Raw genomic sequence first — 25,471 nt, forward strand, 5'->3', positions numbered from 1 at the left:
CCTTGAGATTAACATCGGCTATCGGGCAGACGGCTCCGCTAACCTTAATCGGCATCTTTGTCGCGTTGTCCTCGTGCGCACCGGCCGGGTACCGTATCTTTATAGGCGCGGGCTTGCAGGGCCTCGCAGGAGCGCCGCCATATGGAATTCTCACGACGCCAGCTTCTTTCAGCTTCGATTGCCGCGCTGACGGCCCTTTCGGTGCGTGCTGCCGCGGCGCCAAAAACTAATTCCCGTTTTCAACACGGCGGTTCGATCCATACAATGATGAATTGGGGAGCGTTGCGCGACGGCGATCCACAACACTATGTGGCGCGCCCGTTCGAAACGGCCCGAAACGTCTTCCCAGCCGAATTGGTGCGCGATTTTGCGCAGGTCGGATTCGACTTTATCCGACTCACCTTGGACGTTGGCCCGTTCATCCAGTTGCAGGGCAGCGACAGGGACGCGCTGGAGCGGAAGCTCATGGACAATTTGCAACTCTTCCAGGAGCTCGGGCTTTCGGTGATCGTGGATTGCCATCCGGTCGAGCAGGTGCCGGCCTATTCGGTTCAGTCAATCCTGGCGGATCTGGAGGCGCCGCTTTTTGCTCAATATACCGCGATGATCAGCCGGCTGGCGGCTCTGCTGGGTGAACTGCGGTCGGAGCGGGTCGCGCTGGAACTCATGAATGAGCCGGTGATCGGGGAGGCGAGTCATCGAACCCAGGTCCAAGTCTGGGGCGCGGCGCAGCTGGTTCTGCACGATGCGGCGCGGCGGGCGGCGGTCGATCTGCCGATCCTGCTGACCGGCGCCGACTATGGCGGCATCAGTGGGCTTACGGATCTGGATCCATCACCATTCATCGATAGCAATACGCTGTTTTCCTACCACTACTACATGCCGCTCAGCTTCACCCATCAGGGCATCGATTTTGGGACGCCGGACGCACCCTCTTCGCCCTACGTCGTCGATCTTCCTTATCCTTACGACGCTGTCTCGCCCGACGAGATATCGGCGAAAATAGAAGCTCGCATTGCCGCCAACACGACGCTTGACCAGGCTGCAAAGATGGCTGTCATGGCCGATGCGCATCGGATTCTCGATGGTTTCTTGGCCGACGGCTGGAACCGCGCCCGCATCGAGAAAGACTTCGTGCGTGTGGCGAACTGGGCAGATCGTAACGGCATCGCGAGGAATCGCATAGTGATGGGCGAGTGCGGGGTGACGCGGCGCGATCGGATTTTCACGGGAGCCGAGCCGATCTATCGCCGGGCCTGGCTTTCGGATGTGACAGGCATTGCGCAGACGCAGGGGTTTGGCTGGGCGCTCTGGGAAATCAACGGCCGGGAATTTGGTATTCAGCGGGCCGACGACAACCGGATCGATCCTTTGATCGTCGAGGCATTGGGGATGCCAGGCTAATGCATGTCGCCCGGAAGTGTCCTCGGTTCCGGGATAACGACATGCATAGAATCAGAAGCTTACGGCAGGTCGACCGAATCCTATCCGCCGCGACATGCTGAAAGCAATCCCCGCCTTGAGACCGCCGCAGCGATGCTTGCCAGCACTATTCCGTCCAAGATTATGTGAAAACAAGAGTTAGAGCCTCAACTCCCGCGACCACTATCGGGCAAGCAGGCTGGTATAGACGCGCTCAACTTCGTCTGCCAGACGGGCGTAGTCACGGTTGGCCTTGACCCACACGGGCCCTTTGGCGGCCATCGTCCGGGCCTTGTCCGGGTCGTCGAACAATCGCGCGACACCTTCCGCGATTGCTTCGCCCGAAAATGCCGTGACGATACCGGCGCCGCTGCGGTTGACCACCTCGCTCTGATCGTAGTGGACGGTGGCAACGATCGGCCGTCCCATGGCCATATATTCAACCAGCTTTGTGGGCGTGGCTACCTGCTGGGCCGCATCCATCTCGAACGGTGACAGGCAGACGTCGACACGCTTTACCCAGCCCAGCGCCTCGACCAGGGGAAGACGTCCGGTAAAGATCACCCTCTCGGACAGGCCGAGCCTGTCGAGTTGAGAGGCAAGTTGTTCACGCTCGTGCGCCGCAACGGCCCCAATGATCACCAGCACTGTGTCGTAACCGTTGGCTACCAGCAGGGCCAATGCCTCGAATGTCAGGCGGGTGGTCAGGTTCAGAACATCGGCGCACATATAAGCCATGCTCTTTTTGCCGATGAGCCGCGGGTCGTCAGTGGCAGTGATCGACGCGGGATTATAGCGCTCAACCGTGACCCCCATCGGTATCGGCGTCATCTTCTTCGTCGGTATGCCTCGTTCGGCAACGCGCTCAAGCATCCTTTTCGATTGGACAATGACATGGTCCGACAGCGGCAGCACGATCCGGTAGAAGAGGGCGCTGCCGATAACAGCATAGGCAAGTCGAACAAATCGGGCCGGCAGGCTCATGGGCACGAGATTGTGAAGCGCGATACGCATGCGCGCTTCCAGCACGGGATAGCTCATCCAGAACACGAAGGGCGTACCGGAGATCCTGGCCGCGATGCCGTACACGATGCCCCACAGCGGCTGATCGCGTATCTGTATCAGGTTATATTCGCCACGCATTGCCCGCCAGGCCAGCTTCAGGCGAAGCCGGGTTTCCGCCATCATATAACGGAGCGAACCGAATTTCTCCGTCATCTGGCGACGAGCGATATAGAACCGCTCGGCGCCGCGCACGTCGACACGTTTGAGACCATCCGCGTAAGGCCGCAGGCTCCAGTCAATCTTCAGCCCACGGCCAACCAGATGGTTTGAAAACAGTTCCACCAGATCGACACGGAATGCCGGGTAGTCGTCTGGCGCCACGAACAGGACGCGGACTCCAGCCAGCGGACTTTGCTGTGGCGATTTCACGTCAGCGGTCGCGATGGATTGTTTCGAGGCCAAGACTGTCATCTGTTCCGTGCGAATGCATGGCGCGCCAAATATGCCCTCAACCATTTAAGGCGCTGCCACAGAAATGGGTTTCGACGCAGTTGATCCGTCGCTGCCCGACCAAGCTGGATCGCCGCGATAGCGGCATTGCCGCGTGATGTGAGCGGCACATAGGCATCATCCAGTTCATGGATGACGTCACACCAATGGGTCTTGAAGTCTTCGAAGCCGACGCCCAGGTCATAGGCGGCCATGCCGCGTTCGCAGCACTCCGCGATTTGCCTGAAAGTCAGCACTTGGCCCGGACTTTGTGGCGCCAATTCATCCCTGGCGAAGGTCATGAAATATACGTTGACCCGCTTGCGATGTATCGCCGAACCGATGACGGCGCAGATCTTGCCGCCCACCCGAAGCTCCGCCATTTCCAGCAACGGCTCGCTCATGTGCCGGGAGCGATCGAGAAGGTCGCGGAAGAAATCCGTCACCCCTGGGGCACCAAAGCTGTTGAGCTGGCCTTGCTCGGCAAGGCGCAAGGCTTTCTGCTCGAAAAAGAAGTCGAGAGCGGCATTGCCGCGCTCGAGAGACCGAACCGTGCCATATTCCAGCACGCCTGCCTCTCGCATTTTACGCTCTTTCGATTGGATTTTGCGTTGGCGCGAACCGCCGTTTCTTTTCTGCAGCACAGCCGCAAATCCCCCGGCAAGAGCGAAGGAGTAGCCTTCCGTGTGCGATGGGCTGCGCGACAGCGCGGCGAGCGGCTGAGCCATGTCGTCATGGATCCTGGGCATTCTTCTGAGCACCGCATAGTCCACTCCATCGAGCGCGGCGCGCAACATGGCTTCAATCTGGGTGCGCCTCATGCTGGCCATGGCCGCCGCGGCTTCGTGGCTCCACAGGCCGAAATTGTAGCTGGAGTGGTTTCCGCCGATCCAGGTCGCGACGCGAACGGGTCCGAACGTCGAGGTCGCCAGCGGGAGGATGAAGGCCGGATTGCCGTCGAGCCGCCCCAATACTATGGCTGGCGTGGCTTTCTCCTTTGGCAGCACATGCCGGGCGTAGGCATCGACCCAATCATAGCGCTGAAAGATCGTTGCCACGCCGGTCGACTCGAGTTGGCGCCATTCGCGCTCGATATCCGAAGGGTTGGTAAAAGCCGCGACCTCGAAACGACCACAAGGTCTGTCGGACCAGACAGTCTGTGCCTCTCCATCGGCTGCCGTGTTCAACCGTGAGTTCATTCTCGCGACCCTTGGCGCCGGCTGCTGGCAATCTGCGTTGAGAAAACTGTTGGGTATGCATGCCAGGTTCCAAACTACTTTATCCCGCACGACTTAAGGAATGGTCTAGCAATCCTCTATAATACCTCAGACAGATGTTCTTCATTCCCATGGATCGCGTTTTCTCGGGCGGCGGAGAGTCAAGCGCAGAGAGTTCGTTAACCTTTCGAACCGGTCGCCTCGGCGGTAATCGCTTAGCTCATACATTCCTGTTAGCAGTCGGCGAGAATTATCCAATCGACAGGACGAGAATTGATTGCGTCGCTCAGAACATTGATCGGTCGATCCGCAGACATTCGGGTATTCAGCGCCGGGCTGCTCTGGTCGACCTTTGGAACGGTGATCGTTCGGCTGACGCCGATGATCACCACCATTTTGATTTCACACTGGTTCGGCATTGAATTCGTCGGCAAATTCGGAGTGACCTACGGCACACTGATGTCGAGCAGCCTGCTGGCATCCGCCGGTGTGAGCCTGATGGCGACGCGCAATATCGCCGCCTACTCGATAAACGACCCCGCCACGGCGGGCCGCCTTGCCGGCATGGCATTCCTCCTCACCGGTGGCGCCGCGGCATTGATCGGCCTGATGATCTTCCTGTTCGCGCATGAGATCGCCGGTCGGCTGCTGAAGCAACCGGAACTCGCTTTCTATCTCCAGATCATCGCGCCTGTGATTGTGGTCAACGCGATGAACACGGTCCAGACGGCCATCCTGAGCGGTATCCAGGCCTTCAGGACCATCGCTCGCCTCAACGTGATCTTTGGTGGATTGATGATCACGCTGGTGCCTGTCGGGCTTTACTTTTACGGCCTCTCGGGCAGCTTTATCGCCTTGGGCTGCGCTTATCTGGGTGGATGCCTCATCTCCTATCCGGCCGTAGTGGCAGCGCTTCGCCGGCGCGGTATTGAGATTGCGTTCCGGGAGGCATTTTCGCAGTGGCGGCTGGTTACACGCTATGCGGTGCCGGCGCTGCTTGCCAGCCTGCTGTACGAGCCGGTGAACTGGATCTGCACGGCGATGGTGGTCAACAATCCCGACGGTCTTGCCCAGGTCGGCCTGTACTTCATTGCCATGCAGTTGGAGACGCTGCTGCTGTTCGTGCCGCAGATCGTGGTGCAAGTGGTTATCCCGATGCTGTCGGCCGGCTTTGGCGAGGCCGACCGCCGGCGTGTGATCAACGTGCTTGGCATGGGCATCGGCACCAATATAGCCATAGCCATAGGCTTCGTCGTGGTCATGATGACGTTCGGCAACTGGTTCCTTGTGCTGTTCAAGCTCGATCCCGCCCAGCACTGGCCGATTTTCATGATCGTGGTGCTCGCGGCCGCCATCATCGCCGCTGCCCTGCCGCTCGGACAGGTCCCGGTGTCCTCCGGTTACATGTGGACCGGACTTTCGATCACGGCTGGATGGGCGCTGACATTCATCATCGCAACGTGGTTTCTGCAAGATCGTGGCGCTCTCGGCATCGTTATAGCCCGCGCCATCGCCTGGTCACTGCAGACGGTGGTCTATATCGGGTTCACCCGCTTCGCCGTTGGCCGGACGTGCGGTGAAAAGGGCACGTTGCTTCGCGATCGTGACCTTTCCACTGCGCTCGCCAAGTCGGCATCCTTGGATGCCTGATGGTGCGTCGGGGTGAAACACAGGCATTATAATGGATCCGGAAGTCGTTGGTTAAGCATAATCGCGGATACGATTTCGCATTAACTGCGCCGCTAGAGTTGAAGCGTATCTTCCAGCCAGGGAGACTTGGACAGATGATCAATCGTATTCGTGCACTTTTCGCCCGCAACGAGGCGCTTTCATTCAACATCGAAACACTCTCCGATCATGACAACCTTTATGATGCGGGGATGACGTCGTTCGCCTCCGTCCAGATCATGCTGGCGATCGAGGAGGAATTCGACACCGAATTTCCAGAGGAAATGTTGACACGGCGCACATTCGCCTCGCTTGCCAACATCGCCGAGGCGGTCTCCAAACTTGCGAGGCAGGCAGTCTGACCATGAATGTCGCGAAAGCAATTGGCGTCGCCCCTGCCGGCATGCACAGTGACGCCCCCACGGCGCGCATGGCCCGTGTTGCCGAGGTTGCGGCCAAGGCGGCCGATTCCGTCGATCGCGACGCCCGTTTCCCCCACGAAGTCTTCGATGCATTGAAGCAGGAAAGCCTTCTTGGCGTGGCTGTGCCGATTGAATTCGGCGGCCAGGGAATGGGCCATGCCGCTATTGCCGATCTGATCGTCCAGCTGGCGCAGGCCTGCGGTTCCAGCGCGATGATCTATGGCATGCACCAGATTCAGATTGCGAGCTTGGCCAGCCATGGGACCGGCAGCGAATGGCATCGTGCCTACATGCGTCGCATTGCGAGCGAGCAGCTGCTGATGGCATCCGCTACCTCCGAGGCGGGCATTGGTGGCGATCTTCGCAATTCTATCTGCGCGCTCAACGTCATCGATGGCCGCTTCTCGTTGACCAAGGACGCGACCGTGATTTCCTACGGCGCCTTTGCCGACGCCATCCTGGCCACAGCGCGCCGGGCACCGGACGCAGCCGGCACCGATCAGTCCATGATCGTCATACCCGCCGACGCCAACCGCACGCTGGAGCGCAAGTCCGTTTGGGACACGCTCGGCATGCGCGGCACCTGTTCCGACGGCTTTCTGCTGACCGCAACCGGCGATGCCGCGCAGATATTCACCAAGCCGTTTTCGGAGATCGCTGCCCAATCAATGCTGGCGAGTTCGCACATCTACTGGGCAGCGACATGGTTTGGCATCGCGGCCGATGCCTTCGGGCGTGCCCAGGCCTTCGTCAAGCAAGCCGCCCGCAAGCAGCCAAACCTGACGCCGCCAGGCGCGCTCCGCCTGTCGGAGGCAGCCGCCAAGCTGCAGGAAATGAAGGGACATCTCGTTGCCGCCATCCGCCGTTTTGAGATCGCCGAACGCAATGAGGACGATCTCTCCTCGATAGGCTTTGCCGCTGAAATCAACGCGCTGAAGGTGGCCGCGAGCGAAAAGGCGGGCGAAATCGTGCGGCTCGCAATGCTGATCTGCGGCATCCTTGGCTATAAGAACGGCACGCCGTTCAGCGTCGGCCGGCATCTGCGCGACATCACCTCCGCTACAGTGATGATCTCGAACGACCGCATTCATGCGAACACGTCGACGCTGCTCCTGATGAGCCGCTTCGATGCCAGGCTGGGAGGTTGAGATGGATACCGGGACATTCACCTCAAAGGACCTGCTCGACAAGCTGTTCAATAACGGCATCCTGTTTGAGACCGGCGTCGACGGCCTCTATGGCCGCTCCGGCATGTTCGAGGAAGTCATCGAACGTTTCGAGCGCCTGGTCACGGGCCTCGGCGCGGTCGACAAGCCTACCCGTATCCACTTTCCGCCAGGCATGAGCCGCGCGACGCTGGAAAAAAGCGGCTACATGAAAAGCTTTCCGCAGCTTGCCGGGTGCGTGCACTCCTTCATGGGCGGCGAGCGCGACCATGCCAAGCTGCTTGGCATGATGGACGCCGGCCAGGACTGGACCGAACTGCAGCAGCCAACGGAGTTGGCGCTGACGCCTGCCGCGTGCTATCCGCTTTATCCGACGGTCGCCGCGCGCGGACCAGTTCCGATGGACGGTCTCCTGTTTGAACTCTCATCCTATTGTTTCCGGCATGAGCCATCGCAGGACCCGGCCCGCATGCAGCTTTTCCGAATGCGGGAATTCGTCTGCATCGGTACGGCCGATCATGTGCATGCGTTTCGCCAGAGCTGGCTTGAGCGTGGCAAGGCGATGATCGAGTCGCTGGAGTTGCCTTGTGAGCTGGATCTCGCCAACGACCCGTTCTTCGGTCGCGGCGGCAAGATGCTGGCCAACAACCAGCGCGACCAGGGGCTGAAGTTCGAGCTGCTGATACCGGTGAGCAGCCAGGAAAAGCCGACAGCCTGCCTGAGTTTCAACTATCACCAGGATCATTTCGGCCAGACCTGGGGATTGAAGTTCGCCGATGGCAGCCTGTGCCATTCGGCCTGCGTCGGCTTCGGCCTGGAACGGGTGGCGCTGGCGCTGTTTCGTCATCATGGCCCCGACGTTAATGCCTGGCCGCCGGCTGTCCGCGCGGTTCTCTGGGATGCCTGACATGAACGCCGTGATCCCCGGTCTCGACCCGGCGGGCTACAGGCCGCATGAATTGCACAGCGCCGAACGACGCTGGCCGCAGACAAATTGCTACGTCGACCTGCTGATTGAAGTCATGCATGCGACCGGCCATGATCCGGTGGCCGCGCTCGGCTTTACCCTTGCCCAGGATTTCGAAGGCGATCAGTTCACCTTCTTCAAGTTTCCGATCGCCGATCTGCAGCGGCTTGCGGGTCTCGATATCCAGGAACTGGCGATCTTCGACCGGCTGGAAACGCATGTTGCGACGCAGATCGACCTCGGACGCCTGCCGCTGGTGGAAGTCGATGCTTTCTACCTGCCCGACACAAGGGGAATCACCTATCGCGCGGCCCATTCCAAGACGACCATCGGTATCAATGAGGTCGATCCGCGGACGCAGCGGATGGTCTATTTTCACAATGATGGTGTCTTCGCACTGGGTGGTGAGGACTATGAAGGCATCTTCGGCGGCGCGGACCTTGCGAGCGCGGGCTCGTTGCCACTGTTTCCCTACGCGGAGTTCGTGAAATTCGGCGTCACGCAGCCGCCGGAAGACATGGCACGAGCAGCCGCGGCACTGCTCTCACATCACCTGTCACGCCGCCCGAAGCACAATCCGTTGCGATCCTACGCTGCTGCGTTCGGCCGCCATGTCGATATGCTGGTCCACCGCCCGCCGGAGTATTTTCATATCTACTCCTTCAACACGTTGCGGCAGCTAGGCGCGAATTTCGAGCTTCTCGGCAGCCACCTGGAGTGGCTCGGGAAAAATCGCCGCGAGAGTTTCGAGCAAGCGGCCAAGGCCGCCGGCGATATCGCCGAAGGCGCCAAGGTCATGCAGTTCAAACTCGCAAGGGCCATGGCGCGCGGGCGTTTCGATGGCCTGGAGGCGACGCTGGAACCGATGGCCAGCGCTTATGATGTTATCATCAACGTGCTTGACGCGCGCATGGCAACCCTGGCGGAGGCGGCCTGAACGGCGAGCGGAATTCGGCTGCCGTAGCCTGGATCAGATCCATGACGACAGTGATCTCCGTCGCCGATTCAGCTGAGTTGCTGGAAGCAGGATGGCAGCTTGCCCTGACGCCGGCTGGTGCATGGCGCGGGCCGGGCGATGCTGACCCTTCGGCAACATGGCTGCGCGCCACATGTCCTGGTACCGCGGCGGCGGCGCTCGAGGCGGGCGGCCTTTGGGATCGGCAAGCACCGATGCCATTGCACGACAAGGACATCTGGTATCGCTGTCGCCTTGAAGCCAGCGGGCCGGTGCGGCTTGTCTTCGAAGGCCTTGCGACGATTGCCGAAATCTACATCGACGATCGATTGGTCCTTGTCTCCACCTCCATGTTCGCGCCTTGTCAGACGTCGCTGACGCTGAAAGGCGGCGAAATGCTTGCCATCGCGTTTCGCAGTCTTGACGCCTATATGGACGGCCTCAAGGGTCCGCGGGCCCGCTGGAAGGCGCGCATGATTGACGATCAGCGCTTGCGGCTCGTTCGCACGACCCTGCTTGGCCACATGCCGGGCTGGTGCCCGGCCTTCGACGTGGTCGGCGCATGGCGGCCGGTTCTGCTGGTGCGCGAGAATTTGGCTTCGCGCGTCGCTAGCGTCGACATGCATTCCGATCTCGAAGGGACTACAGGCAGGCTCGATGTCGAGCTGACGCTCTTCACGCCGCTTGTCGACGGCGAAACCGCCTTTATCAGCTGTGCCGGAAAAACCGCGACGCTCACCAGCGATGGCGAGAAGCTGAATGCGCGCCTTGACATCGCCAACGTTGCGGCTTGGTGGCCGCACAGCCATGGAACGCCGGATCTTCATGGTGTCAGCGCTACCATCGGGAGTAACGAGGTAAACCTCGGACGTGTCGGCTTTCGACGCCTGGAACTGGATCGCGGCCGTGACGGGCGCGACTTTCGGCTGATCGTCAACGGCATCCCGGTCTTTTGTCGCGGCGCGGTTTGGACACCGTCGGACATAGTGTCCTTGGACGGGAGCGCGGCGCCGTTGGACGCCGCCTTGCGCCTGGCAAGTGATGCCGGTGTCAACATGCTGCGTGTCGCCGGCCCCTTCGTCTATGAATCCAACGCCTTTCATGCCCTGTGTGACGAACTCGGCATACTCGTCTGGCAGGATTTGATGCTGGCGAATTTCGACTATCCCGCCCGGGATGACGAATGGTGCGCTGCGCTGGCGGCGGAGGTAGAAGCATTGCTGCGACGATTGCGGCACTCGCCTTCGCTTGCTGTGATTTGCGGCGGCAGCGAAATCGCCCAGCAGGCGTCGATGATGGGAATTCCAGCGTCCATGGACCCGACGCCATGGTTCGACACGGTGGTGAGGCCGCTTGCGGGCGCCATTAGACCTGATCTCGTGCAGGTTGCTTCCTCGCCGCATGGCGGCAGCCTGTCTTTCACCGCTGAAGCCGGACCGGTGCATTATTACGGCGTGGGCGCTTATTGCCGGCCGCTGGAGGATGCGCGCCGTGCCGAGGTCCGCTTCGCCAGCGAGTGCCTTGCCTTCGCCAACGTGCCGGATCAGGAGACGCTGGACGCCTTCCTGGCCGTTGCGCCCGTGCATGACCCACGCTGGAAAGCCGCGACGCCGAGGGACGTTGGGGCGTCTTGGGATTTCGAGGATGTACGCGACCACTATCTGGAAAACGTCTTCGGCGTCGACGCCCGTGCGTTGAGGCTGCAGGACGGTGCACGCTACCTCGACCTCTCGCGTGCCGTGACGGCCGAGATTGTGGAGCGCACGATTGACGAATGGCGCCGACCGGCCTCGCCGACGGCGGGTGCACTGACCTTGTTCTGGAAAGATCTGGCCGTCGGCGCCGGCTGGGGCGCGATCGATGCGACCGGCCGGCCAAAATCGGTTTGGCATGCGATGAAGCGGGCCTTCCGTCCGCTGCGCCTGATCCTTAGCGATGAAGGCTTGAACGGCCTCTATGTGCATGTGATCAACGATGGACCGGACCTGGTTGAAGGCAGGCTCACCCTGACCTGCCTGCGCGATGGTTTGACACCGGTCGTCACAGGCAAACGCGAGATCGCGGTTGCGGCGCATGATGCCGTGACGGTTTCGGCCTTCGAGCTGTTCGGTGCGTTCTTCGATATCTCTTACGCCTATCGCTTCGGTCCGGTTGCGCATGAGTTGAGCGTGGGGCAGTTTACGGATTCGCAGGGAACCCAGTTGGCGGAAGCCTTCCATGTTCTGCCCAATATCATGACGAAACGGTGCGATGTCGGCCTTCGCGCCAAGATCGAACCTGGCAGCGATTGCTGGCGACTTCGGCTCGCCTGCGACAGAGCCGCGTATTATGTCCACGTCGGCGGTCCCCATTATCGGGCCGAAGAGGATTATTTTCATCTGTTGCCTGGTCGCGAAAAAACAGTGCGGCTGGTCGCGTTGACAGGCGCACCGATGCCTATCGGGACCGTTACAGCCCTCAATGCGCAGCAACCTGCTGTTTTCGACCTGACCGAGCCGTTCCCTAAAATGGGTGCAGCCAGGGGCATTTCGTGAGGCCGATCGTCTTCGAAGGGACTGTCGGCTGGGTTCATCCCGCCGGGGGCAGCCGGGGCGTGGTTATAGCGGGCGCGCACGGTTTCGAAGACCTTTGCAGCCGGCGTTTTCTCACATTGATGGCAAGGCGGTTGGCCCAAGCTGGTCTACCGGTTCTGCAATTCGACTATCCAGGTTGTGGAGACGCCACCGGCGATCACACGGAGCCCCATCGCGTGGCTGCCTGGGTGTCGAGCATCGAGACGGCGATAGCGCGACTGAAAGCCGAAACCGGCGTGACCGATGTGCTGGTGATCGGCTTCCGTCTCGGTGCTCTCCTTGCTCCATCGGCCATAGTCGGACGCGATGACGTTGCCGGTCTGGCACTGCTTGCGCCGCCAATATCGGGCAAGGCCTATGTGCGCGAGATGGCAGGCCTGGCAAGAATGATCGACGCAGCCCTGCCGCCATACGGCACTGAGGTCGACCCATTCGACGGCATCGAAACCGCCGGCTTCAGGATGAGCGCCGAGACGATCGCGGATCTGCGGACGCTTGAGTGGCGTGAACTCGCCGGTTCCTTGCGCCAGGATATTCTGCTTGTGACGACACAACCCGCCACGTCGCATTCGGCGCTCGCCGAAGGCGTGGCCGCGGCCGGTGGCAGCGTGCGGATCGAGACATTTGCCGGTTTTGCCCGGCTGATGAGCAACCCGACCGCCAACGACATCCCGCAATCCACCCTTGAGATGGTCGTGGGGTGGGCAGTCGAGCGCCGAAAGCCCATCGGCGCGGCTTCCCACGAGCCGGTGGCCACCGCGCCAGTGTTTCTGGCGGAGGGTGGATATAACGAATGGCCACTGGTCCTCGCGCCCGCGCCGGAGATTTGCGGCGTGCTGTGCATGCCTGCCCAGGCCAAGCCCCAGGGACAGGTCGTCCTTATCCTCAATGCCGGCGCGATACCGCATATCGGTTGGGCACGTGGTGCGGTCGACATGGCGCGTTCACTCGCCCGAGATGGCATAGCCTCGCTGAGGGTCGATCTGCCGGGCCTCGGCCAGAGCGGGACGCCGGACGAGAAGCGGCTGTTTCTCTACGATGAGCGCGGCCGCGATGACATGCTGCGTATTGTAAACTGGCTCGAGCAGCATGGATTTGATCAGGTCAGCGCGATCGGCACATGCGCCGGGGCCTATCAGGCGTTCCATGCCGCGCGATTCGATCGCCGTATTGCCTCGCTGACCATGGTCAATCCTTTGTGCTTCGCATGGAACAGTTCATATGCCCTGGACATGGAACTGTCGAAAGTCAGGGACAATGCGCGTGGCTCACTCAAACCAGAGGACGGCGCCGGCGAGGCGGATGTGGCTGAGCCGCATTCACACGGAACGGCCTTGAGATCACCTCGCTTGAAAGCGCTCTTGTCGAGACTTGGCGGGCGCACCCTGCGCTTCGGCCTGGAACTGTCGAAATCCACGACGTCCAATTTTTGGCGCAGGCGCGGTTCGGGAAGCCAGTCGGTGGAAACCTGGATGAAAAATCTGACCGCGCGTGGAACGCGCGTTTTGGTGGTAAGCGCCGAAAACGATCGGAGCCTGGATGAAATTGCTCGTCACTTCGGGCCGGACGGCGAGCGTTTGAGGCGCATGCAAGGTGTCACTCTCGTGCGTCTGGATGCCGCCGATCATACATTGACGCCGGCCCATGCACGCTCTCGGCTTGTCGAGCACGTCACACAGTTGTTAAGCCCCGCCGCCGACGGGCGGTAGGGACCTGGGGCCTGCTCGACGGCCAATCGACAGCCGGCACTTTAATTCTTTATTTCCCAAACTGGCATACCAATTGGGAGAGGCTTTTTATCTTCATGGATATCGCGGAATGTCCAACGCGCGAAACACAGCCGTCAGGCCGGGTGAAAACTCAGATTTGCCACCGTCGAGCGAGAAAAAATTGAGATTGCTGTCCTTGATCACCAATTTGCTGCGCAAGAGGAGCGGCAATATAGCGGCTTCACAGACCGGCGTGATCTACGGGGATGACGATTTTGCCGGCTCGCCTGCCAGACTACGGCTCCTTGATCCACTGGAACTGGACTACTTTCCTCATGACAACGAGATATTCCAAGACCAGGATGAGAATACCGCTGAAACCATCCACAGCATTCATGCCGAGCTCGCCGAACTGCACGCCAGCGTGGCCGAACTGATGCAATCTTCAAGCAACGGACAAGCTAAAATTGCAAGCTCAGCCTATGTCGGACGTGGATTTTCGAAGGGTGCTTCCACGGACTACGGCACGATTGAGGAACCGCATGAGGCCTCTCCTTGGGAGCATATCCGTCGCTGACCAGATGTCAGTCAGATCCCGGACTGAGACCTCGCCCTGACCGGCGTCTTCCCGATGAGGGTGCTCCGGCATCGCGGCTGAGGAATATCCTGTAACCCGATATTAAGCATATCCGCGCATGGCTTATTGGCGATATGCGCACGATGATTTTAGTGCGGTGGAGACGAGACTATGGCGACCTCCATGGGCGGCATTTCACGCGATCGATCTGCCGCCAGGCGAGCGCAGGTCGATACCTCGGTGGATTTGCTCGGCCTTGCCGATACGCTAATCCGCCGGCGCTGGATCGTTCTTTCGTTCACGCTGACCTTCGTCGCCTTGGGACTGTTGGCGTTGTTCCTGATTTCGCCGCGGTATACAGCGACGTCGCGCATCCTTATCGACCCGCGTGAGCAGCGGGTCATGCAGAACGAGGTGGTGCAGCAAGGCTTCGGCTCCGACATGGCGCTGGTGGAAAGCCAGATCGAGGTGATCACCTCGGAAGCGGTGCTCAAGCGGGTTGTCCAGAGCAGCGGTCTTGCCACGGATCCGGAATTCATATCCGCCATCAAAAGCGGGCAAGATCCCTCCGTCGTTGCGCTTGAAGCGCTGGCGCAAGCGACCAAGGTCGTGCGGCCCGAAAACACTTACGTGCTTCAGATCAGCGTCACCAGCAAAGAAGCCATCAAGTCGGCTCGTCTCGCGAACGCCGTGGCTGCCGCTTATTTGGGCTATCAGGCCGAAACAACTTCCGGCACCGCACGCGACGCCAGCACGTCGATCCGTGACCGCCTCGCACAATTGCAAAGCGAGTTGAACAGCTCAGAGGAAGAGGTCGAAGCCTTCAAGCGCGACCACAATGTTTCGGAATCGGACGGACGATTGCTCGGCGATCGCGAACTGACGGACCTTTCGGCTCGCCAGTCGGCTAGTGCTGCGCGAGTCAACGAAACAAAGGCCCGGTTCGAGGTTATGCAGGCCGCGCTGAAGACGCGCGGAGATGTCAGCACGGTCATCACCGGTACCGACAGCGCCATGGTCGACCTGCGCACCCAGCTTGGCGAGGCGCAGCGAAACTTGGCCGAGCTCCAGCAGATCCTCGGACCACGTCATCCGCGCGTCACGGCTGCCGAAGGGCAGGTTATGCAAGCTCGCGCGACAATCCGTGCGGAAAGTGAGCGGCTGGTGCAAGCCGCGCAAGACGACTATCGCGCAGCTGTTGACACGCTGAACAAGGTCACCGGAGACCTTAATGCCGCCAAGACAGCTTCCTTCGATACCAACCAGGATCTAATCAAGCTGCGTGAACTTGAGCGCAAGGCGCAGTCCAGCAAGGTCGTCTACGAGGCGTTTATGGTCCGCGCCAAGGAAACCGCCGAGCAGGAAAATATTTCGCCGCCCAATGCCCGTATCATCGCTGAAGCGGCGGTTCCAAGTTCGTCCTCGTATCCACCTAAGTTGCCGCTGCTTATCGCCGCCGGACTGTTGGGCTTGTTCATAGGCGTCTTTGCCGCGATATTGCGGGATCTGGCTGCCGGCGCGCCCGCCGCGCGTCCTCAGGCTCAGCCTTTGGAGCCTGCCAAGGCGGACATCGGCGGCGGGCTTGTAACAGTCGTCTCCATCCATGATCCCGCCCTTGCCCGTCAGGCCGCGTTCGAGTTGGCGCGAGACGCAATGGCGGCCGACCAGAAGGTCATTTTCATCGATCTCGCGTCTGATGCACCTTCCGACATAGCCGGACTTGCGGAACTAGCAATTGGTGAATCCCCGGTCGCGAAAGCGATCCGGATCGGCCGTAAATCGGGACTTCAGATGCTCAACGCCGGGCGCAAGGATACTGTCGCGCGCCTGTCGCCCGGAAAAGTGGAAGCGGTCCTTGGCGCGATAATTCAGGAATATGACCACATCGTTGTCAATGGAGGGACACTCGAGGCCAGTCCCGGTCCCATGGCCGATGTGATTGCCGGATATTCCAGCCGGTCGGTGCTGGCGGTGCGGGACGGTGTGTTTGGTCTACGCGAACGCCAGGCTTTAAATGCGTTGGCCGGCGATGGCGACATGGATGTTTCGGTGGTGTCGGTTGAGAAGGACGTGGCTATCGATCAGGCCGCATGAAGTTCCCCTGGCCAAAAAATTGCGACGCGGCGAAAGGCATTCATCGGCCCAACGCGGCCACTGAAAGTCAATGACAATGGGATCAATAGAGTATCGGCTGAACGTGGCCGATTTCCCTCTAAAGGTGCAAGGCGACCCTGCGTCCTGGCGGCAGTTGGTCGATCCGCTCATTCTGCTGGCCACGGTACTTTTATTCTCCTTATCAAACTATGCGCTCGACTTTCTCGGCATCCCGTATGATTCATCGAGCGGATCGATCGTCACCAAGATCCATCCGGCTACCTACACATTTGGCTTGGCGCTGGTCCTGGCGGTGCTCGCCAATCGAAACCCGGTCGGCTACGCGGTCTCCCTTCTCGTTCGTTGCGCCGGATCGACCAGCCTGCTCGCCGCTTGCCTGCTGCTCTGGTACTTCATCTCCCGTTACAAGCCCGATCAATCCGCCTCCTTCCTGATCGACGCGTTGATGGTCGCGGCCGTTATTACCATGCTGTTTTGCGACTCGGGCGAGAAGCTGCGGCTTTATGCTGCCCGTTGCCTTCACATGCTGATAGTCCTCAATTGCCTGATTGCGATCGCCGAAGGCTTGACATCGTGGCGACTGTTTCCCTTCCTCATTGAGGATCGGGTCCAGACCTGGGATCATCGGGCCACGGCTTTGCTTGGCCACCCGCTTGGTGGTGCGCTGGTCACTGGCGTCTACGCGGTGATCCTGATGACTGTGAAAGATGTTCGCGGGCTGAGCCCGCGCTGGCGCCTGCCCATCATACTCCTGTGCATGGCGACGATGCCGCTTCTCGGCGCCCGAACCTCGTTTGCTGTTGTCTATGGCGTGGCGGCGGTGATGGGCCTGCTCTTCATTTTGAAGCTGATGCGCGGCGGCGCGATTTCAGTGCGCGCATTGCTCGCCATTCTCGTTCTTGCACCGCTTGGCGTAGTCGCTGTCGCGGCAATGTACCAATTCGGCTATTTCGACAATTTCCTCGCGCGTTTTACCAATGACAGCGGCAGTGCGGCGACTCGCATTCAGTTGTTTCGCCTGTTCGACAATTTCGGGCTGCGCGAACTGCTCATCGGATTTAATCAGGACGAACTGGAGACCAGTGTACGTATAAACGGCCTCAGCGAGGGTATCGAGAACGCGTGGGCTGGCCACCTGTTGCGCTATGGTCTCGTCTTCTCGTCGGTTCTGTGGCTGGGCATCTTGAGCTGGTTTATCGAGATGCTGCGGGTCGGCGGCCGTGGCGCGATCCTGCCGCTCTTTTTCGCATTGCTGATCAACTCCACCAGCGTCGGCATAAGCGCCAAGACGACGATGCTGACCATGCCGGCCGTGCTGATACTGGCACTTGTGGCAAGGACCAGAGCTATTCCAGGAAGAGCAATTCCAGGAAAAGTGTGAGCGGTTTCCGTCCGGAATTGCTTACGGAACCACTTATCAGGAGCCGGTCGCAGCGGCCGGGGCGGCGAGGGGAGCGCGCCACCCCCTCTGAGCGAAGCAGTTCGAGCCCGTATCCATCTCAAACGCGGCCGCACATATCCCTCAACGCAAGTCTGCTGCCTCCCCAGCGGTGCCGAAGTTTACATTTGCGCGCCCGACGCTGCCGGGCCCAACAATCCTGTCGGATCGGTCTGGATCGATCTGTCCATTGAAAGTTACGGGACTCACGGCACGCCCGAACGAGGCGCGAGTCCGGCGCTCAGCGCTTGATTGTGAAGTTCTACTTCATAGCTCATCGACGTTATCGCCAATAGTCGATCGCAGGGAGCGGCGGTACCTCTCCCGTGGAAATCTGGACTCGCGCCGCAATTCGAGCCTGCGACGTCGTCGATGCTCCAGATGCGCGAGGATCAAGAGAGACACACAATGGCCGACGCGACATTTTCCCGACGCGAGGTGCTCTTGGCAGGGGGCGCGCTGACAGTCGGCGCTACTCTCGCAAAGCCACTTGAAGCCGCTGCCGCTCAACTCGCCGTAGGCGGCCCAGAGCCGACGTCGTGGGTGGATCCGACGATGCCCGACGTTACGCATCGCATGATCGAGACAAACGGCATCCGGCTGCACGTGGCCGAACAGGGTGAAGGTCCGCTTATCATCCTCTGTCACGGCTTTCCCGAATGCTGGTATTCTTGGCGGCACCAGCTTGGCGCGCTGGCGAACGCCGGGTTCCGTGCGGTAGCGCCCGACTTGCGCGGCTACGGGCGGAGCGACCGCCCGGAGGATGTGGAGAAATATACGATTCTCCATAATATCGGCGACATGGTGGGCCTTCTCGACGCCCTTGACGCCAGACAAGCCGTGATCGCCGGCCACGACATCGGTGCTGCGATAGCATGGCAAACAGCGCTTCTGCGCCCCGATCGCTTCCGGGCTGTTGTCGCGCTCAGCCCGCCGTTCCGCTCGCGAGGGTTCGGCGACTCAGGGCCGCCGACGACGCTGATGCCACACACCAAGGACGCCCTGTTTTATCAACTCTATTTCCAGACCCCCGAGGCTGAGGCGGCGCTCGAAGGCGACCTGCGTCGCACCTTCCGTTCCATGTTCTACTCGCTCTCGGGCGACAGCCCGCCACAGGCAGGCGCCGGAGGATTTGCCGCCGGAATGGTGCCCCGGAACGGAGATTTCCTGACCAATCCGGTGTCGTTGCCTTCCTGGGTCAGTGAGGCCGACATCGATATCTATGTCGAGGAATTCACGCGCAGCGGATTTCGCGGCGCTCTGAACTGGTGGCGCAACATCGATCACAGTTGGGAGCTCATGGCCGCGTTCAGCCAGGCGGTGGTGACTGTTCCGGCGCTCTACATTGCGGGCGAACACGACATGATCGTGGAGCTATTTCAACCGATCATCGCAAAACAGTCGGCAATGGTTCCCAAGCTCCGGCCCGCAGTCATGCTGCCGGGCTGCGGTCATTGGACCCAGCAAGAACGTGCGCCGCAGGTGAACGCCGCCATGATCGACTTCCTTCGGACCGTTTAGTCGAGGAAGGCTGTCGGCCACCGAACGCGACGTTCGAGGCCGCCGGCGGATTGACGAACGAGACCAGCTTATAGGAGCTCACATGTCGTCGCAAACCGTGTTCCTAACCCAGCTCGTCCTGGGGTATGTCTCGTGGCTGCTTTTCTTTGGCGCGTACATCTGGCCAAGGCTCAACGCGATGGATCACTTCGATGCGCAACGTGCTATTGCGGCCGTGCACATTTTCCGCGTCATCGGGCTTGCCTTTCTCCTTCCGGGGGTCGTCGGCTCCAACCTGCCTGACGGCTTCGCCACGTTCGCGGCCTATGGCAACTTCGCGACCGGGGCGTTATCCATGCTGGCGCTGCTCGCGATCAGGATGCGTCCGCTGTTCTGGCTGCTCGTGCTCGCCTTCAACCTTATAGGGGTGGCGGACATTGCCCTCGACTCCTACCACGCAGTCCAGGTCAATCTTCCTGCAGCCGCGGGCGAACTCGGCGCCATGTACGCGTTCCTGATCATCTATATGCCGTTGCAGATGATCTCACATCTCACCGCATTCTATCTGCTCGCGCGTTCTCAGTTGAACACCGTTTCGTCCGGCGTCGGCGATGCGGCCGGGTCCTAGCGCTCTCCGTCTTCTGTGCTTCGTGATGGCTCGCCAACCCGCATCGCCGCGAAAGCCACTGTATAAGCTCATACCCGCGCGGGACTGACGGAGCATGGTGTCGAGATCGATGAAAGCAACCGCACTCGCAATCCTTCTGATTGTGACGACAGCCGCCGGCCTCGCGGTCGCATATCCCACGGCGGCCGCTATAGCGTGCCCGAGCTGCCTGGGGTTCAAAAAGGCCTCGGGTCAAGTCTATGTCGAGGAGGGGATGACGCCTCAGCAGCAGGCAGCAGCGCTTGAGACAATCGCCATGGCTCGCGAACGGCTTCGCCAGTTCTACGGGGCGACAGAAAGTAATCCCGAGATCTTCGTCTGCGGTGACGACAATTGTTACCGCATGATCGGCGGTGGCAAATCGCGCGGCATGGCTGTCCTCAATCTCGCGCTGTTCCTCTCGCCCGAAGGCGTGACCGTTACCATTGCATCACACGAGATGTCGCACATCGAACTTCATGTCCGGATCGGGCTGGTCAAGACTTTCCGTCGTGATGTGCCGCAATGGTTTGATGAGGGCGTTGCGGTCCTGGTTTCGGATGACGACCGCTACCTGAAGCCAATATCATCGCCCGATCGTTGCCTGGTTGAACCGGATGGCGCGCTGCCGACGACGAGGAGCGCCTGGATTGAAAGTGCGGCATCGGCCAGCCTGTACGCGAAAGCTGCCTGCCGGGTAAGCAGGTGGATTGCAGATCACGGCGGCTCCCACGCCGTGACGCGGCTGTTAGGGAAAATCGTCGCAGGCGAATCCTTTGAGATGGCCTATTGATCGCCTTTTGCGCCCCTGCTGGAAGGTCACTGCCGGGCTCAGCAGCAGACCGCCACCACCTGCCGACAGCGTATTGAGGTCTAGGCCATAGAGCCCGCGCCGCAGAGCAATATCAGTGGAGCCAGTCCATCGGGCAGAAAAAAACATGACGCGCCGCCTGGCCGGTTCCGGTCAGCGGTCGCGAGTGACGATCAACCTCCGGGGGGTGCAGTCCGCTTAGGACCCGAGGGCGGCACTCGCTGATGATGGGTGCCGCCTTGCGCGTCCGTCAGGCGACAGGGCTGTTACCGGGCTTTGGCCGATGGTGCCGTCTTACCCTGAGTCACCGACGGCGGGGTCCTGAGTGAGGCACCGGTCTGCGTATCAGTGGCCGGTACGGTATGCTCGTCGCCCGACAGCGGACTGCCCTGGCCCGGCACAGCGTCGGCTGTCGGCGCACTGTTGTTTATGCCGTTCATGAACGGCTGGCTCGAGGTCGTCAGGCCCCCGGCCGACGTGGCGGTGAAGAGGTGATCGGCTGCCGACGCGGGGCCGGCAAGCAGCGAAAACGCCGCAATGACGATGAGAGTTCGCATGACGGATACTCCGATGACTGCCTGTCCGATGCCGGCCTTACGGCGGCAGGGACGGCCGTCCCTTCACGATCCCAACGCCGCGCTTCTCGCTGCGTTCCCGATAGTTTCGTTTTCGACGCAAAGAAATGTCTTTCACTGGTACACACCGGCGTGCGGTTGCAGAGCGAGCTCAGGCGCTTTGTGAGCGTGGATGGAAAGGCGTCCGGATTGCACGTTGAGTTGCCCGTGAGGTTGCGCCAGTCTTCACCGAGCAAGTCCGCTCCGCACGCCGCGCGGCTGCTGAGAACCCTCTCATCACGCAAGAAGTGGCGGGGCGTGTGACCGCTCCTGACCAGAGGCCGAACCTGGCGCGCACTCGCACGGGCAGGCGTTCCATCACAGAAACCATATTCCCGCTTCGAACCGAACGCTTTCGCCGCAAAATTCGCCGCGAAAGTCGGACGTATGCCGATCATGAACGACCGTGGTGCCGCTCCAAAAAAAAATTCGGGCGACCTCTTGAACAAAAAAAACGTGATTCCCAGATCGTTTCCGTCGAGGCTTCGGCTCGACATAGTTCGTCGCGGCGGCGCTGCCGCGACCCATGTTGCTTCACGGAGGATATGGCTATGAGAAGCTTTGATTATTCCCCCCTTTACCGCACCACGGTCGGCTTCGACCGACTGTTCGACATGCTCGAAAACGGCGTGCGCTCCGACTGGCCTCCCTACAATATCGAGAAGAATGGCGACAACGATTATCGTATCACGATGGCCGTCGCCGGCTTCGGTGTTGACGAAGTCGAGCTTGTGCAGAACGGCCCTGAATTGTCCGTGACCGGACAGAGGAAGCCCGATCAGCAAAATCGGGAAATCCTCCATCGCGGCCTTGCGACAGGAAACTTCAAGCAGGTGTTCAAACTTGCGGACCACGTCAAGGTCAAGGCGGCCAATATTCATAATGGCCTGCTGTCGGTGGACCTGGTCCGCGAAGTGCCCGATGAACTCAAGCCTCGGCGCATCGAGATCGGCTCCGAAGCCAGAGCGGTTCCGCTTCAGGACAGCGGCAACAAGCAGTCCATGGATTCAGAGCCGCAACGCAAGGTGGCCTGATACCGGAAACCTCAGTCTGTGGTCCGCCTCCCGGCTCGGCCGGGAGGCACAGATCGCGGAGAATGGAGATGAGATCGCAAGCTTACTGTTTTCATGAATCCAAACTGACAGATCACGTTGCGGGATTCGCTGCCGTGCGTACGCCGGAGGACGTCCTGAACGAAGAAATGACGATCGACGAAAAGAGGGCTTTGCTCGCCTTCTGGGCTTCGGACGCCAATGCGGTTCCTGACAATCCCGCCCTACGCCAGTTGGACAGCGGTGCCGTTGCGCAAGTCAAAGAAATTCTTCGTGCGCTCCGCACCCTGGACGAGATCGGGCGCAAGCCGCCAGCCAGGGCACCGGTTGACCGCAGTCCGTCTTCAGACCGGCGTCGCAACAAAGCCAGGCGCGGTTGGATACGGTACCCTTGGCGAGATGACGATGACGATGATCCGCCGCCGGTTCCGGCGTATGCCGGCGTTCCGCCCAGATGTGGTGATGGCGGCATGTTCGCGGAGCCTGAGCATGCCATCGCGTGAAAACCTGAATCGGCAAACCAATTCGTTCAACCGAATGGAGGACTACATGGACGACAGGACGTTCGATCGACCGGTGTTGGTCAAGGATGGCCAGTTCATTCAAGAAATAGGAAGTCTTGAGGATGCCTTCGATTTCTTGGACGAGTGGCCGCGGGAGCGGCGGGGCCCGATTTTCGAAACGGCTTTCCGGGCTTGCCAGCGTGCTTATGATGGCCAGATACCACTGTCGGTCGCGCGCGATGCCGTCGCTGGCTTCGCGAGATCTGTCAAGATCCTGCAGGAGCCGCTTGCTCCGCTGCCCTGGATGAGTGGTACCAAATCAGGCCGCGGTGGGATAGCCGCCTAGCTGCGACACGGCAGCGGCACTGCCCAGAGGTGTCGCTGCCGCAGCTCAGTACGGGTAGCCGACCAGTCAAGCCCACTACGCCGCCGTGTGTGGTGCCCGCGTATAGTCTTTGGAAATGTTGGCTCCCCGGGCCGGATTCGAACCAGCGACCAACCGGTTAACAGAGGTTTTCCGCTGACTTTCTCTGGACCGTCTTGCGACGGCCTGAAACATCAGAAGCTCATGTAATGAAACTCTTTTTTCCCTCTTCCGCATCTCGCGTCGTCGCATCGCATCTCGACAAAGCGCGTGGATTCCTGTAGATCATTGTGTAGATCATGTGAACCGGTTGGTCGAGGGACGGATGCCGCAGAACGAGCTTACGGACAAATTCTGCCAGTCTGCGAAGGCGACTTCTGGGCGAAAGGTCGACTACTTCGACACGTTGGTAAAAGGGCTCGTCTTGCGTGTGTCGGCAGGTGGGACGAAGTCCTGGTATCTAGTCTATGGGCCGCCGGCCAAGCGCCAATGGCTGAAACTCGGCTCCTATCCGGAAATACCGCTCGGTGGTGACAGGGGAGCCCGTCAGCGCGCCCGGGATGCGCGTGCGAAGGTGGGAGATGGAGGCGATCCGGTCGCCGACAAGAAGTCGCTGGCGGTTTCCCAGACTGTTGCTGACCTAGTCGAGAACTACGTCAAGCGTCACGCCTCGACGAAGCGCTCGGGCGACGAGATCGCTCGCCGCCTTCGCAAGAATGTATCTGGCCGGGACGCCGACGGTAAGAAGTTGGAGGATTGTTCGGCGGGTTGCATTGGGGAGGTCAAGCTTTCCGAGCTGCATCGCCGCGATATCACGAAGGCGATCGACGCCGTGAAGGATCGCGGCGCCCACGTCGAGGCGAACAGACTCTTCGAAGACGTTCGCGCCATGATCCGATGGGCTAGAGGCCGCGGCGATCTTGATCAGAATCTCGTTGAGGGTATGCGCAAGCCCACCGAGACAGTTGAACGCGATCGCGTGCTATCTGTCGACGAGATCAGAACCATGTGGGGAGCCTTGGCAGACGCGGATATGCGGGAGTCGACGCGGCGCGTCATCCGCCTGTGTCTTGTCACCGCGCAGCGCGTAGGCGAGGTCTGCGGAATAACGGTCGACGAGCTCGACCTCGACGCCGCCTTGTGGACCATTCCGCCGACGCGTTCAAAGAACAAGCGCGAGCATGCCGTCCCCCTATCGCCAATGGCCGTCAAGATCATTCGCGACCAACTTGCCGACGTGAAGGCGCTTGCCGAACGTAAGGGCAGGGCGATGCCGGCCTTCGTCTTGCCAGGACCTGGAGCCCGTGCGCCTGTGACCGGCGCCGCGATCGCGAAGGCGATCAAGCGTGAAGAGGTCATGAAGCGCGGAACAGCGACGATCTTGGGCGTTGAGCCTTGGACGTCACACGACCTTCGCAGGTCGGCGGCAACGCACATGGAAGAACTCGGCATCTCGCCCTTCATTATTGGCCACGTTTTGAATCACGTAAGCGCGACGAAGGCCAGCATCACCAGCCGCGTTTATGCGCGCTACGATTACATGAGAGAAAAGCGAGAAGCACTCGAACTTTGGGCCGATCGACTGGCCGGAATTGTCAGAGGTGGCGCGGAGGTCGTGCCGTTCGGCTCGATGGGTGCTGCGTGAAAGCAAGGATTCGCTCAATCACGCCCCGACGAGCAAAGAGGGCGATCGTCGAAGCCCTCGCGGTTGATACCTAACCGCCGCCGCGCCGAAATGATTGTCGGCAATGAACGCGTGTGCCTTGGTCAAAGGACGCGACGTCACCGAGCTACGTGCTTTCGGAACGCCGTGACAAGCGCACACCGACACCACCGCCATTTTCAGGTATGAACTCGATGCCGGCAGTCTCAAGCGTTTTTTGGAGGAGGTATCGCGTTCCAGTTTGAGGAACAGAACGGTCGTTTTCAAAATTGCGAATGGTAACAGCACTCGCGCCGGAGCGGGCGGCAAGATCCTCTTGCGTCCATTTCAACAGTGCTCGTGCGGCGCGACATTGAGAAGAATCCATGCCGCAAACTGGTGATAACTTCCGAAAATCGCAAGCCTTTTCGGAAAACCTTGACAGTGGCTTTCTAAAAACAGACAATCCTTTCGTTTTTAGAAAGCGGCCGCGTCGAGTGAGCGAACACTCGACGCGGCCTGACCACAACCCAAGCCGTATGGAGCTCGGATCATGGATGATTCCGACAATAGCATGAGTTTGTCTTTCGTCACCCGGCGGCGCTTGCTGGCGGGC

The 25,471-nt window shown here is 60.3% G+C and carries 22 protein-coding genes and 1 pseudogene; 19 read left to right on the forward strand and 4 right to left on the reverse strand.

Annotation, left to right across the window (positions count from 1 at the left end; all coding sequences use genetic code 11):
• The first annotated feature begins 141 nt into the window (after positions 1 to 141).
• Complete coding sequence (locus FJ941_RS02335) at positions 142 to 1,404, forward strand: cellulase family glycosylhydrolase (RefSeq protein WP_140502736.1); 1,263 nt, start codon at positions 142 to 144, stop codon at positions 1,402 to 1,404.
• 201 nt (positions 1,405 to 1,605) lie between these two features.
• On the opposite strand, the gene FJ941_RS02340 is transcribed toward FJ941_RS02335, so the two are convergent.
• Together FJ941_RS02340 and FJ941_RS02345 are read right to left on the reverse strand one after the other, a co-directional pair.
• Entirely contained in the window at positions 1,606 to 2,898 is a 1,293-nt protein-coding gene (locus FJ941_RS02340; RefSeq protein WP_181169694.1) for a glycosyltransferase, read from the reverse strand.
• Complete coding sequence (locus FJ941_RS02345) at positions 2,895 to 3,746, reverse strand: GNAT family N-acetyltransferase (protein ID WP_181169695.1); 852 nt, start codon at positions 3,744 to 3,746, stop codon at positions 2,895 to 2,897. Before FJ941_RS02345 ends, FJ941_RS02340 begins: the two co-directional genes overlap by 4 nt.
• Before the next feature lie 681 nt (positions 3,747 to 4,427).
• Between FJ941_RS02345 and FJ941_RS02350 the strand changes: the two genes are divergently transcribed.
• From FJ941_RS02350 to FJ941_RS02415, 14 genes and pseudogenes are all read left to right on the forward strand, one after another.
• Positions 4,428 to 5,783, forward strand: a complete 1,356-nt coding sequence (locus FJ941_RS02350; RefSeq protein ID WP_281405556.1) for an oligosaccharide flippase family protein — start codon at positions 4,428 to 4,430, stop codon at positions 5,781 to 5,783.
• A 134-nt stretch (positions 5,784 to 5,917) separates the two neighbouring features.
• Complete coding sequence (locus tag FJ941_RS02355) at positions 5,918 to 6,163, forward strand: acyl carrier protein (RefSeq protein ID WP_027144021.1); 246 nt, start codon at positions 5,918 to 5,920, stop codon at positions 6,161 to 6,163.
• 2 nt (positions 6,164 to 6,165) lie between these two features.
• Positions 6,166 to 7,371, forward strand: a complete 1,206-nt coding sequence (locus FJ941_RS02360) for an acyl-CoA dehydrogenase family protein (protein WP_140502741.1) — start codon at positions 6,166 to 6,168, stop codon at positions 7,369 to 7,371.
• A gap of 1 nt (position 7,372) precedes the next feature.
• Positions 7,373 to 8,296, forward strand: coding sequence for an amino acid--[acyl-carrier-protein] ligase (locus tag FJ941_RS02365; RefSeq protein WP_140502742.1), 924 nt, complete (start codon positions 7,373 to 7,375; stop codon positions 8,294 to 8,296).
• A 1-nt stretch (position 8,297) separates the two neighbouring features.
• Positions 8,298 to 9,293, forward strand: coding sequence for a DUF1839 family protein (locus FJ941_RS02370; protein ID WP_140502744.1), 996 nt, complete (start codon positions 8,298 to 8,300; stop codon positions 9,291 to 9,293).
• 41 nt (positions 9,294 to 9,334) lie between these two features.
• On the forward strand, positions 9,335 to 11,845 hold the full coding sequence (locus FJ941_RS02375) for a glycoside hydrolase family 2 protein (RefSeq protein ID WP_140502745.1): 2,511 nt from the start codon (positions 9,335 to 9,337) through the stop codon (positions 11,843 to 11,845).
• 59 nt (positions 11,846 to 11,904) lie between these two features.
• Complete coding sequence (locus FJ941_RS02380; protein ID WP_281405557.1) at positions 11,905 to 13,593, forward strand: alpha/beta fold hydrolase; 1,689 nt, start codon at positions 11,905 to 11,907, stop codon at positions 13,591 to 13,593.
• A gap of 109 nt (positions 13,594 to 13,702) precedes the next feature.
• Positions 13,703 to 14,170 (forward strand): hypothetical protein, encoded by a 468-nt coding sequence (locus tag FJ941_RS02385; RefSeq protein ID WP_140502747.1) that lies wholly within the window; start codon positions 13,703 to 13,705, stop codon positions 14,168 to 14,170.
• 171 nt (positions 14,171 to 14,341) lie between these two features.
• On the forward strand, positions 14,342 to 16,264 hold the full coding sequence (locus FJ941_RS02390; protein WP_140502749.1) for a GumC family protein: 1,923 nt from the start codon (positions 14,342 to 14,344) through the stop codon (positions 16,262 to 16,264).
• Positions 16,265 to 16,334: 70 nt separating this feature from the next.
• Positions 16,335 to 17,666: a VpsF family polysaccharide biosynthesis protein gene (locus tag FJ941_RS02395; protein ID WP_140502750.1), complete on the forward strand. Its 1,332-nt coding sequence runs from the start codon at positions 16,335 to 16,337 to the stop codon at positions 17,664 to 17,666.
• Between the two features lie 198 nt (positions 17,667 to 17,864).
• Positions 17,865 to 17,951 (forward strand): annotated as a pseudogene (locus FJ941_RS29295) (L,D-transpeptidase); the annotation flags it as partial.
• A 180-nt stretch (positions 17,952 to 18,131) separates the two neighbouring features.
• Positions 18,132 to 19,244, forward strand: coding sequence for an alpha/beta hydrolase (locus FJ941_RS02405; RefSeq protein WP_246672569.1), 1,113 nt, complete (start codon positions 18,132 to 18,134; stop codon positions 19,242 to 19,244).
• A gap of 82 nt (positions 19,245 to 19,326) precedes the next feature.
• Positions 19,327 to 19,851, forward strand: coding sequence for a hypothetical protein (locus tag FJ941_RS02410; protein ID WP_140502751.1), 525 nt, complete (start codon positions 19,327 to 19,329; stop codon positions 19,849 to 19,851).
• 109 nt (positions 19,852 to 19,960) lie between these two features.
• Entirely contained in the window at positions 19,961 to 20,662 is a 702-nt protein-coding gene (locus FJ941_RS02415) for a hypothetical protein (RefSeq protein ID WP_140502752.1), read from the forward strand.
• A 284-nt stretch (positions 20,663 to 20,946) separates the two neighbouring features.
• Here FJ941_RS02415 and FJ941_RS02420 read toward each other — a convergent pair whose 3' ends face one another.
• Positions 20,947 to 21,237 carry a hypothetical protein gene (locus FJ941_RS02420; protein WP_140502754.1) on the reverse strand — a complete coding sequence of 97 codons (291 nt, stop codon included), beginning with the start codon at positions 21,235 to 21,237 and terminating at the stop codon, positions 20,947 to 20,949.
• A 608-nt stretch (positions 21,238 to 21,845) separates the two neighbouring features.
• Here FJ941_RS02420 and FJ941_RS02425 point away from each other — a divergent pair.
• From FJ941_RS02425 to FJ941_RS02440, 4 genes are all read left to right on the forward strand, one after another.
• On the forward strand, positions 21,846 to 22,328 hold the full coding sequence (locus FJ941_RS02425; protein ID WP_140502755.1) for an Hsp20 family protein: 483 nt from the start codon (positions 21,846 to 21,848) through the stop codon (positions 22,326 to 22,328).
• Between the two features lie 68 nt (positions 22,329 to 22,396).
• Positions 22,397 to 22,849: a hypothetical protein gene (locus tag FJ941_RS02430; RefSeq protein ID WP_140502756.1), complete on the forward strand. Its 453-nt coding sequence runs from the start codon at positions 22,397 to 22,399 to the stop codon at positions 22,847 to 22,849.
• A 46-nt stretch (positions 22,850 to 22,895) separates the two neighbouring features.
• The gene (locus tag FJ941_RS02435) at positions 22,896 to 23,195 is read left to right on the forward strand and encodes a DUF982 domain-containing protein (RefSeq protein ID WP_027144010.1); all 300 of its coding nucleotides are present in this window, start codon (positions 22,896 to 22,898) and stop codon (positions 23,193 to 23,195) included.
• 343 nt (positions 23,196 to 23,538) lie between these two features.
• Positions 23,539 to 24,858: a site-specific integrase gene (locus tag FJ941_RS02440; RefSeq protein WP_140502757.1), complete on the forward strand. Its 1,320-nt coding sequence runs from the start codon at positions 23,539 to 23,541 to the stop codon at positions 24,856 to 24,858.
• 145 nt (positions 24,859 to 25,003) lie between these two features.
• On the opposite strand, the gene FJ941_RS29300 is transcribed toward FJ941_RS02440, so the two are convergent.
• Positions 25,004 to 25,471: helix-turn-helix transcriptional regulator (locus FJ941_RS29300; protein WP_246673662.1), on the reverse strand; the 468-nt coding region annotated here is incomplete at its 5' end.

It is taken from the genome of Mesorhizobium sp. B2-3-13 (assembly GCF_006442195.1).
Classification (GTDB): domain Bacteria; phylum Pseudomonadota; class Alphaproteobacteria; order Rhizobiales; family Rhizobiaceae; genus Mesorhizobium; species Mesorhizobium salmacidum.

Bases quoted from the DNA above. Each gene is read 5' to 3' on its own strand.
- FJ941_RS02335 (WP_140502736.1), top strand. From the start codon at position 142: ATGGAATTCTCACGACGCCAGCTTCTTTCAGCTTCGATTGCCGCGCTG.
- FJ941_RS02340 (WP_181169694.1), bottom strand. From the start codon at position 2,898: ATGACAGTCTTGGCCTCGAAACAATCCATCGCGACCGCTGACGTGAAA.
- FJ941_RS02345 (WP_181169695.1), bottom strand. From the start codon at position 3,746: ATGGCCAGCATGAGGCGCACCCAGATTGAAGCCATGTTGCGCGCCGCG.
- FJ941_RS02355 (WP_027144021.1), top strand. From the start codon at position 5,918: ATGATCAATCGTATTCGTGCACTTTTCGCCCGCAACGAGGCGCTTTCA.
- FJ941_RS02360 (WP_140502741.1), top strand. From the start codon at position 6,166: ATGAATGTCGCGAAAGCAATTGGCGTCGCCCCTGCCGGCATGCACAGT.
- FJ941_RS02365 (WP_140502742.1), top strand. From the start codon at position 7,373: ATGGATACCGGGACATTCACCTCAAAGGACCTGCTCGACAAGCTGTTC.
- FJ941_RS02370 (WP_140502744.1), top strand. From the start codon at position 8,298: ATGAACGCCGTGATCCCCGGTCTCGACCCGGCGGGCTACAGGCCGCAT.
- FJ941_RS02375 (WP_140502745.1), top strand. From the start codon at position 9,335: ATGACGACAGTGATCTCCGTCGCCGATTCAGCTGAGTTGCTGGAAGCA.
- FJ941_RS02385 (WP_140502747.1), top strand. From the start codon at position 13,703: ATGTCCAACGCGCGAAACACAGCCGTCAGGCCGGGTGAAAACTCAGAT.
- FJ941_RS02390 (WP_140502749.1), top strand. From the start codon at position 14,342: ATGGCGACCTCCATGGGCGGCATTTCACGCGATCGATCTGCCGCCAGG.
- FJ941_RS02395 (WP_140502750.1), top strand. From the start codon at position 16,335: ATGACAATGGGATCAATAGAGTATCGGCTGAACGTGGCCGATTTCCCT.
- FJ941_RS02405 (WP_246672569.1), top strand. From the start codon at position 18,132: ATGGCCGACGCGACATTTTCCCGACGCGAGGTGCTCTTGGCAGGGGGC.
- FJ941_RS02410 (WP_140502751.1), top strand. From the start codon at position 19,327: ATGTCGTCGCAAACCGTGTTCCTAACCCAGCTCGTCCTGGGGTATGTC.
- FJ941_RS02415 (WP_140502752.1), top strand. From the start codon at position 19,961: ATGAAAGCAACCGCACTCGCAATCCTTCTGATTGTGACGACAGCCGCC.
- FJ941_RS02420 (WP_140502754.1), bottom strand. From the start codon at position 21,237: ATGCGAACTCTCATCGTCATTGCGGCGTTTTCGCTGCTTGCCGGCCCC.
- FJ941_RS02425 (WP_140502755.1), top strand. From the start codon at position 21,846: ATGAGAAGCTTTGATTATTCCCCCCTTTACCGCACCACGGTCGGCTTC.
- FJ941_RS02430 (WP_140502756.1), top strand. From the start codon at position 22,397: ATGAGATCGCAAGCTTACTGTTTTCATGAATCCAAACTGACAGATCAC.
- FJ941_RS02435 (WP_027144010.1), top strand. From the start codon at position 22,896: ATGGACGACAGGACGTTCGATCGACCGGTGTTGGTCAAGGATGGCCAG.
- FJ941_RS02440 (WP_140502757.1), top strand. From the start codon at position 23,539: ATGCCGCAGAACGAGCTTACGGACAAATTCTGCCAGTCTGCGAAGGCG.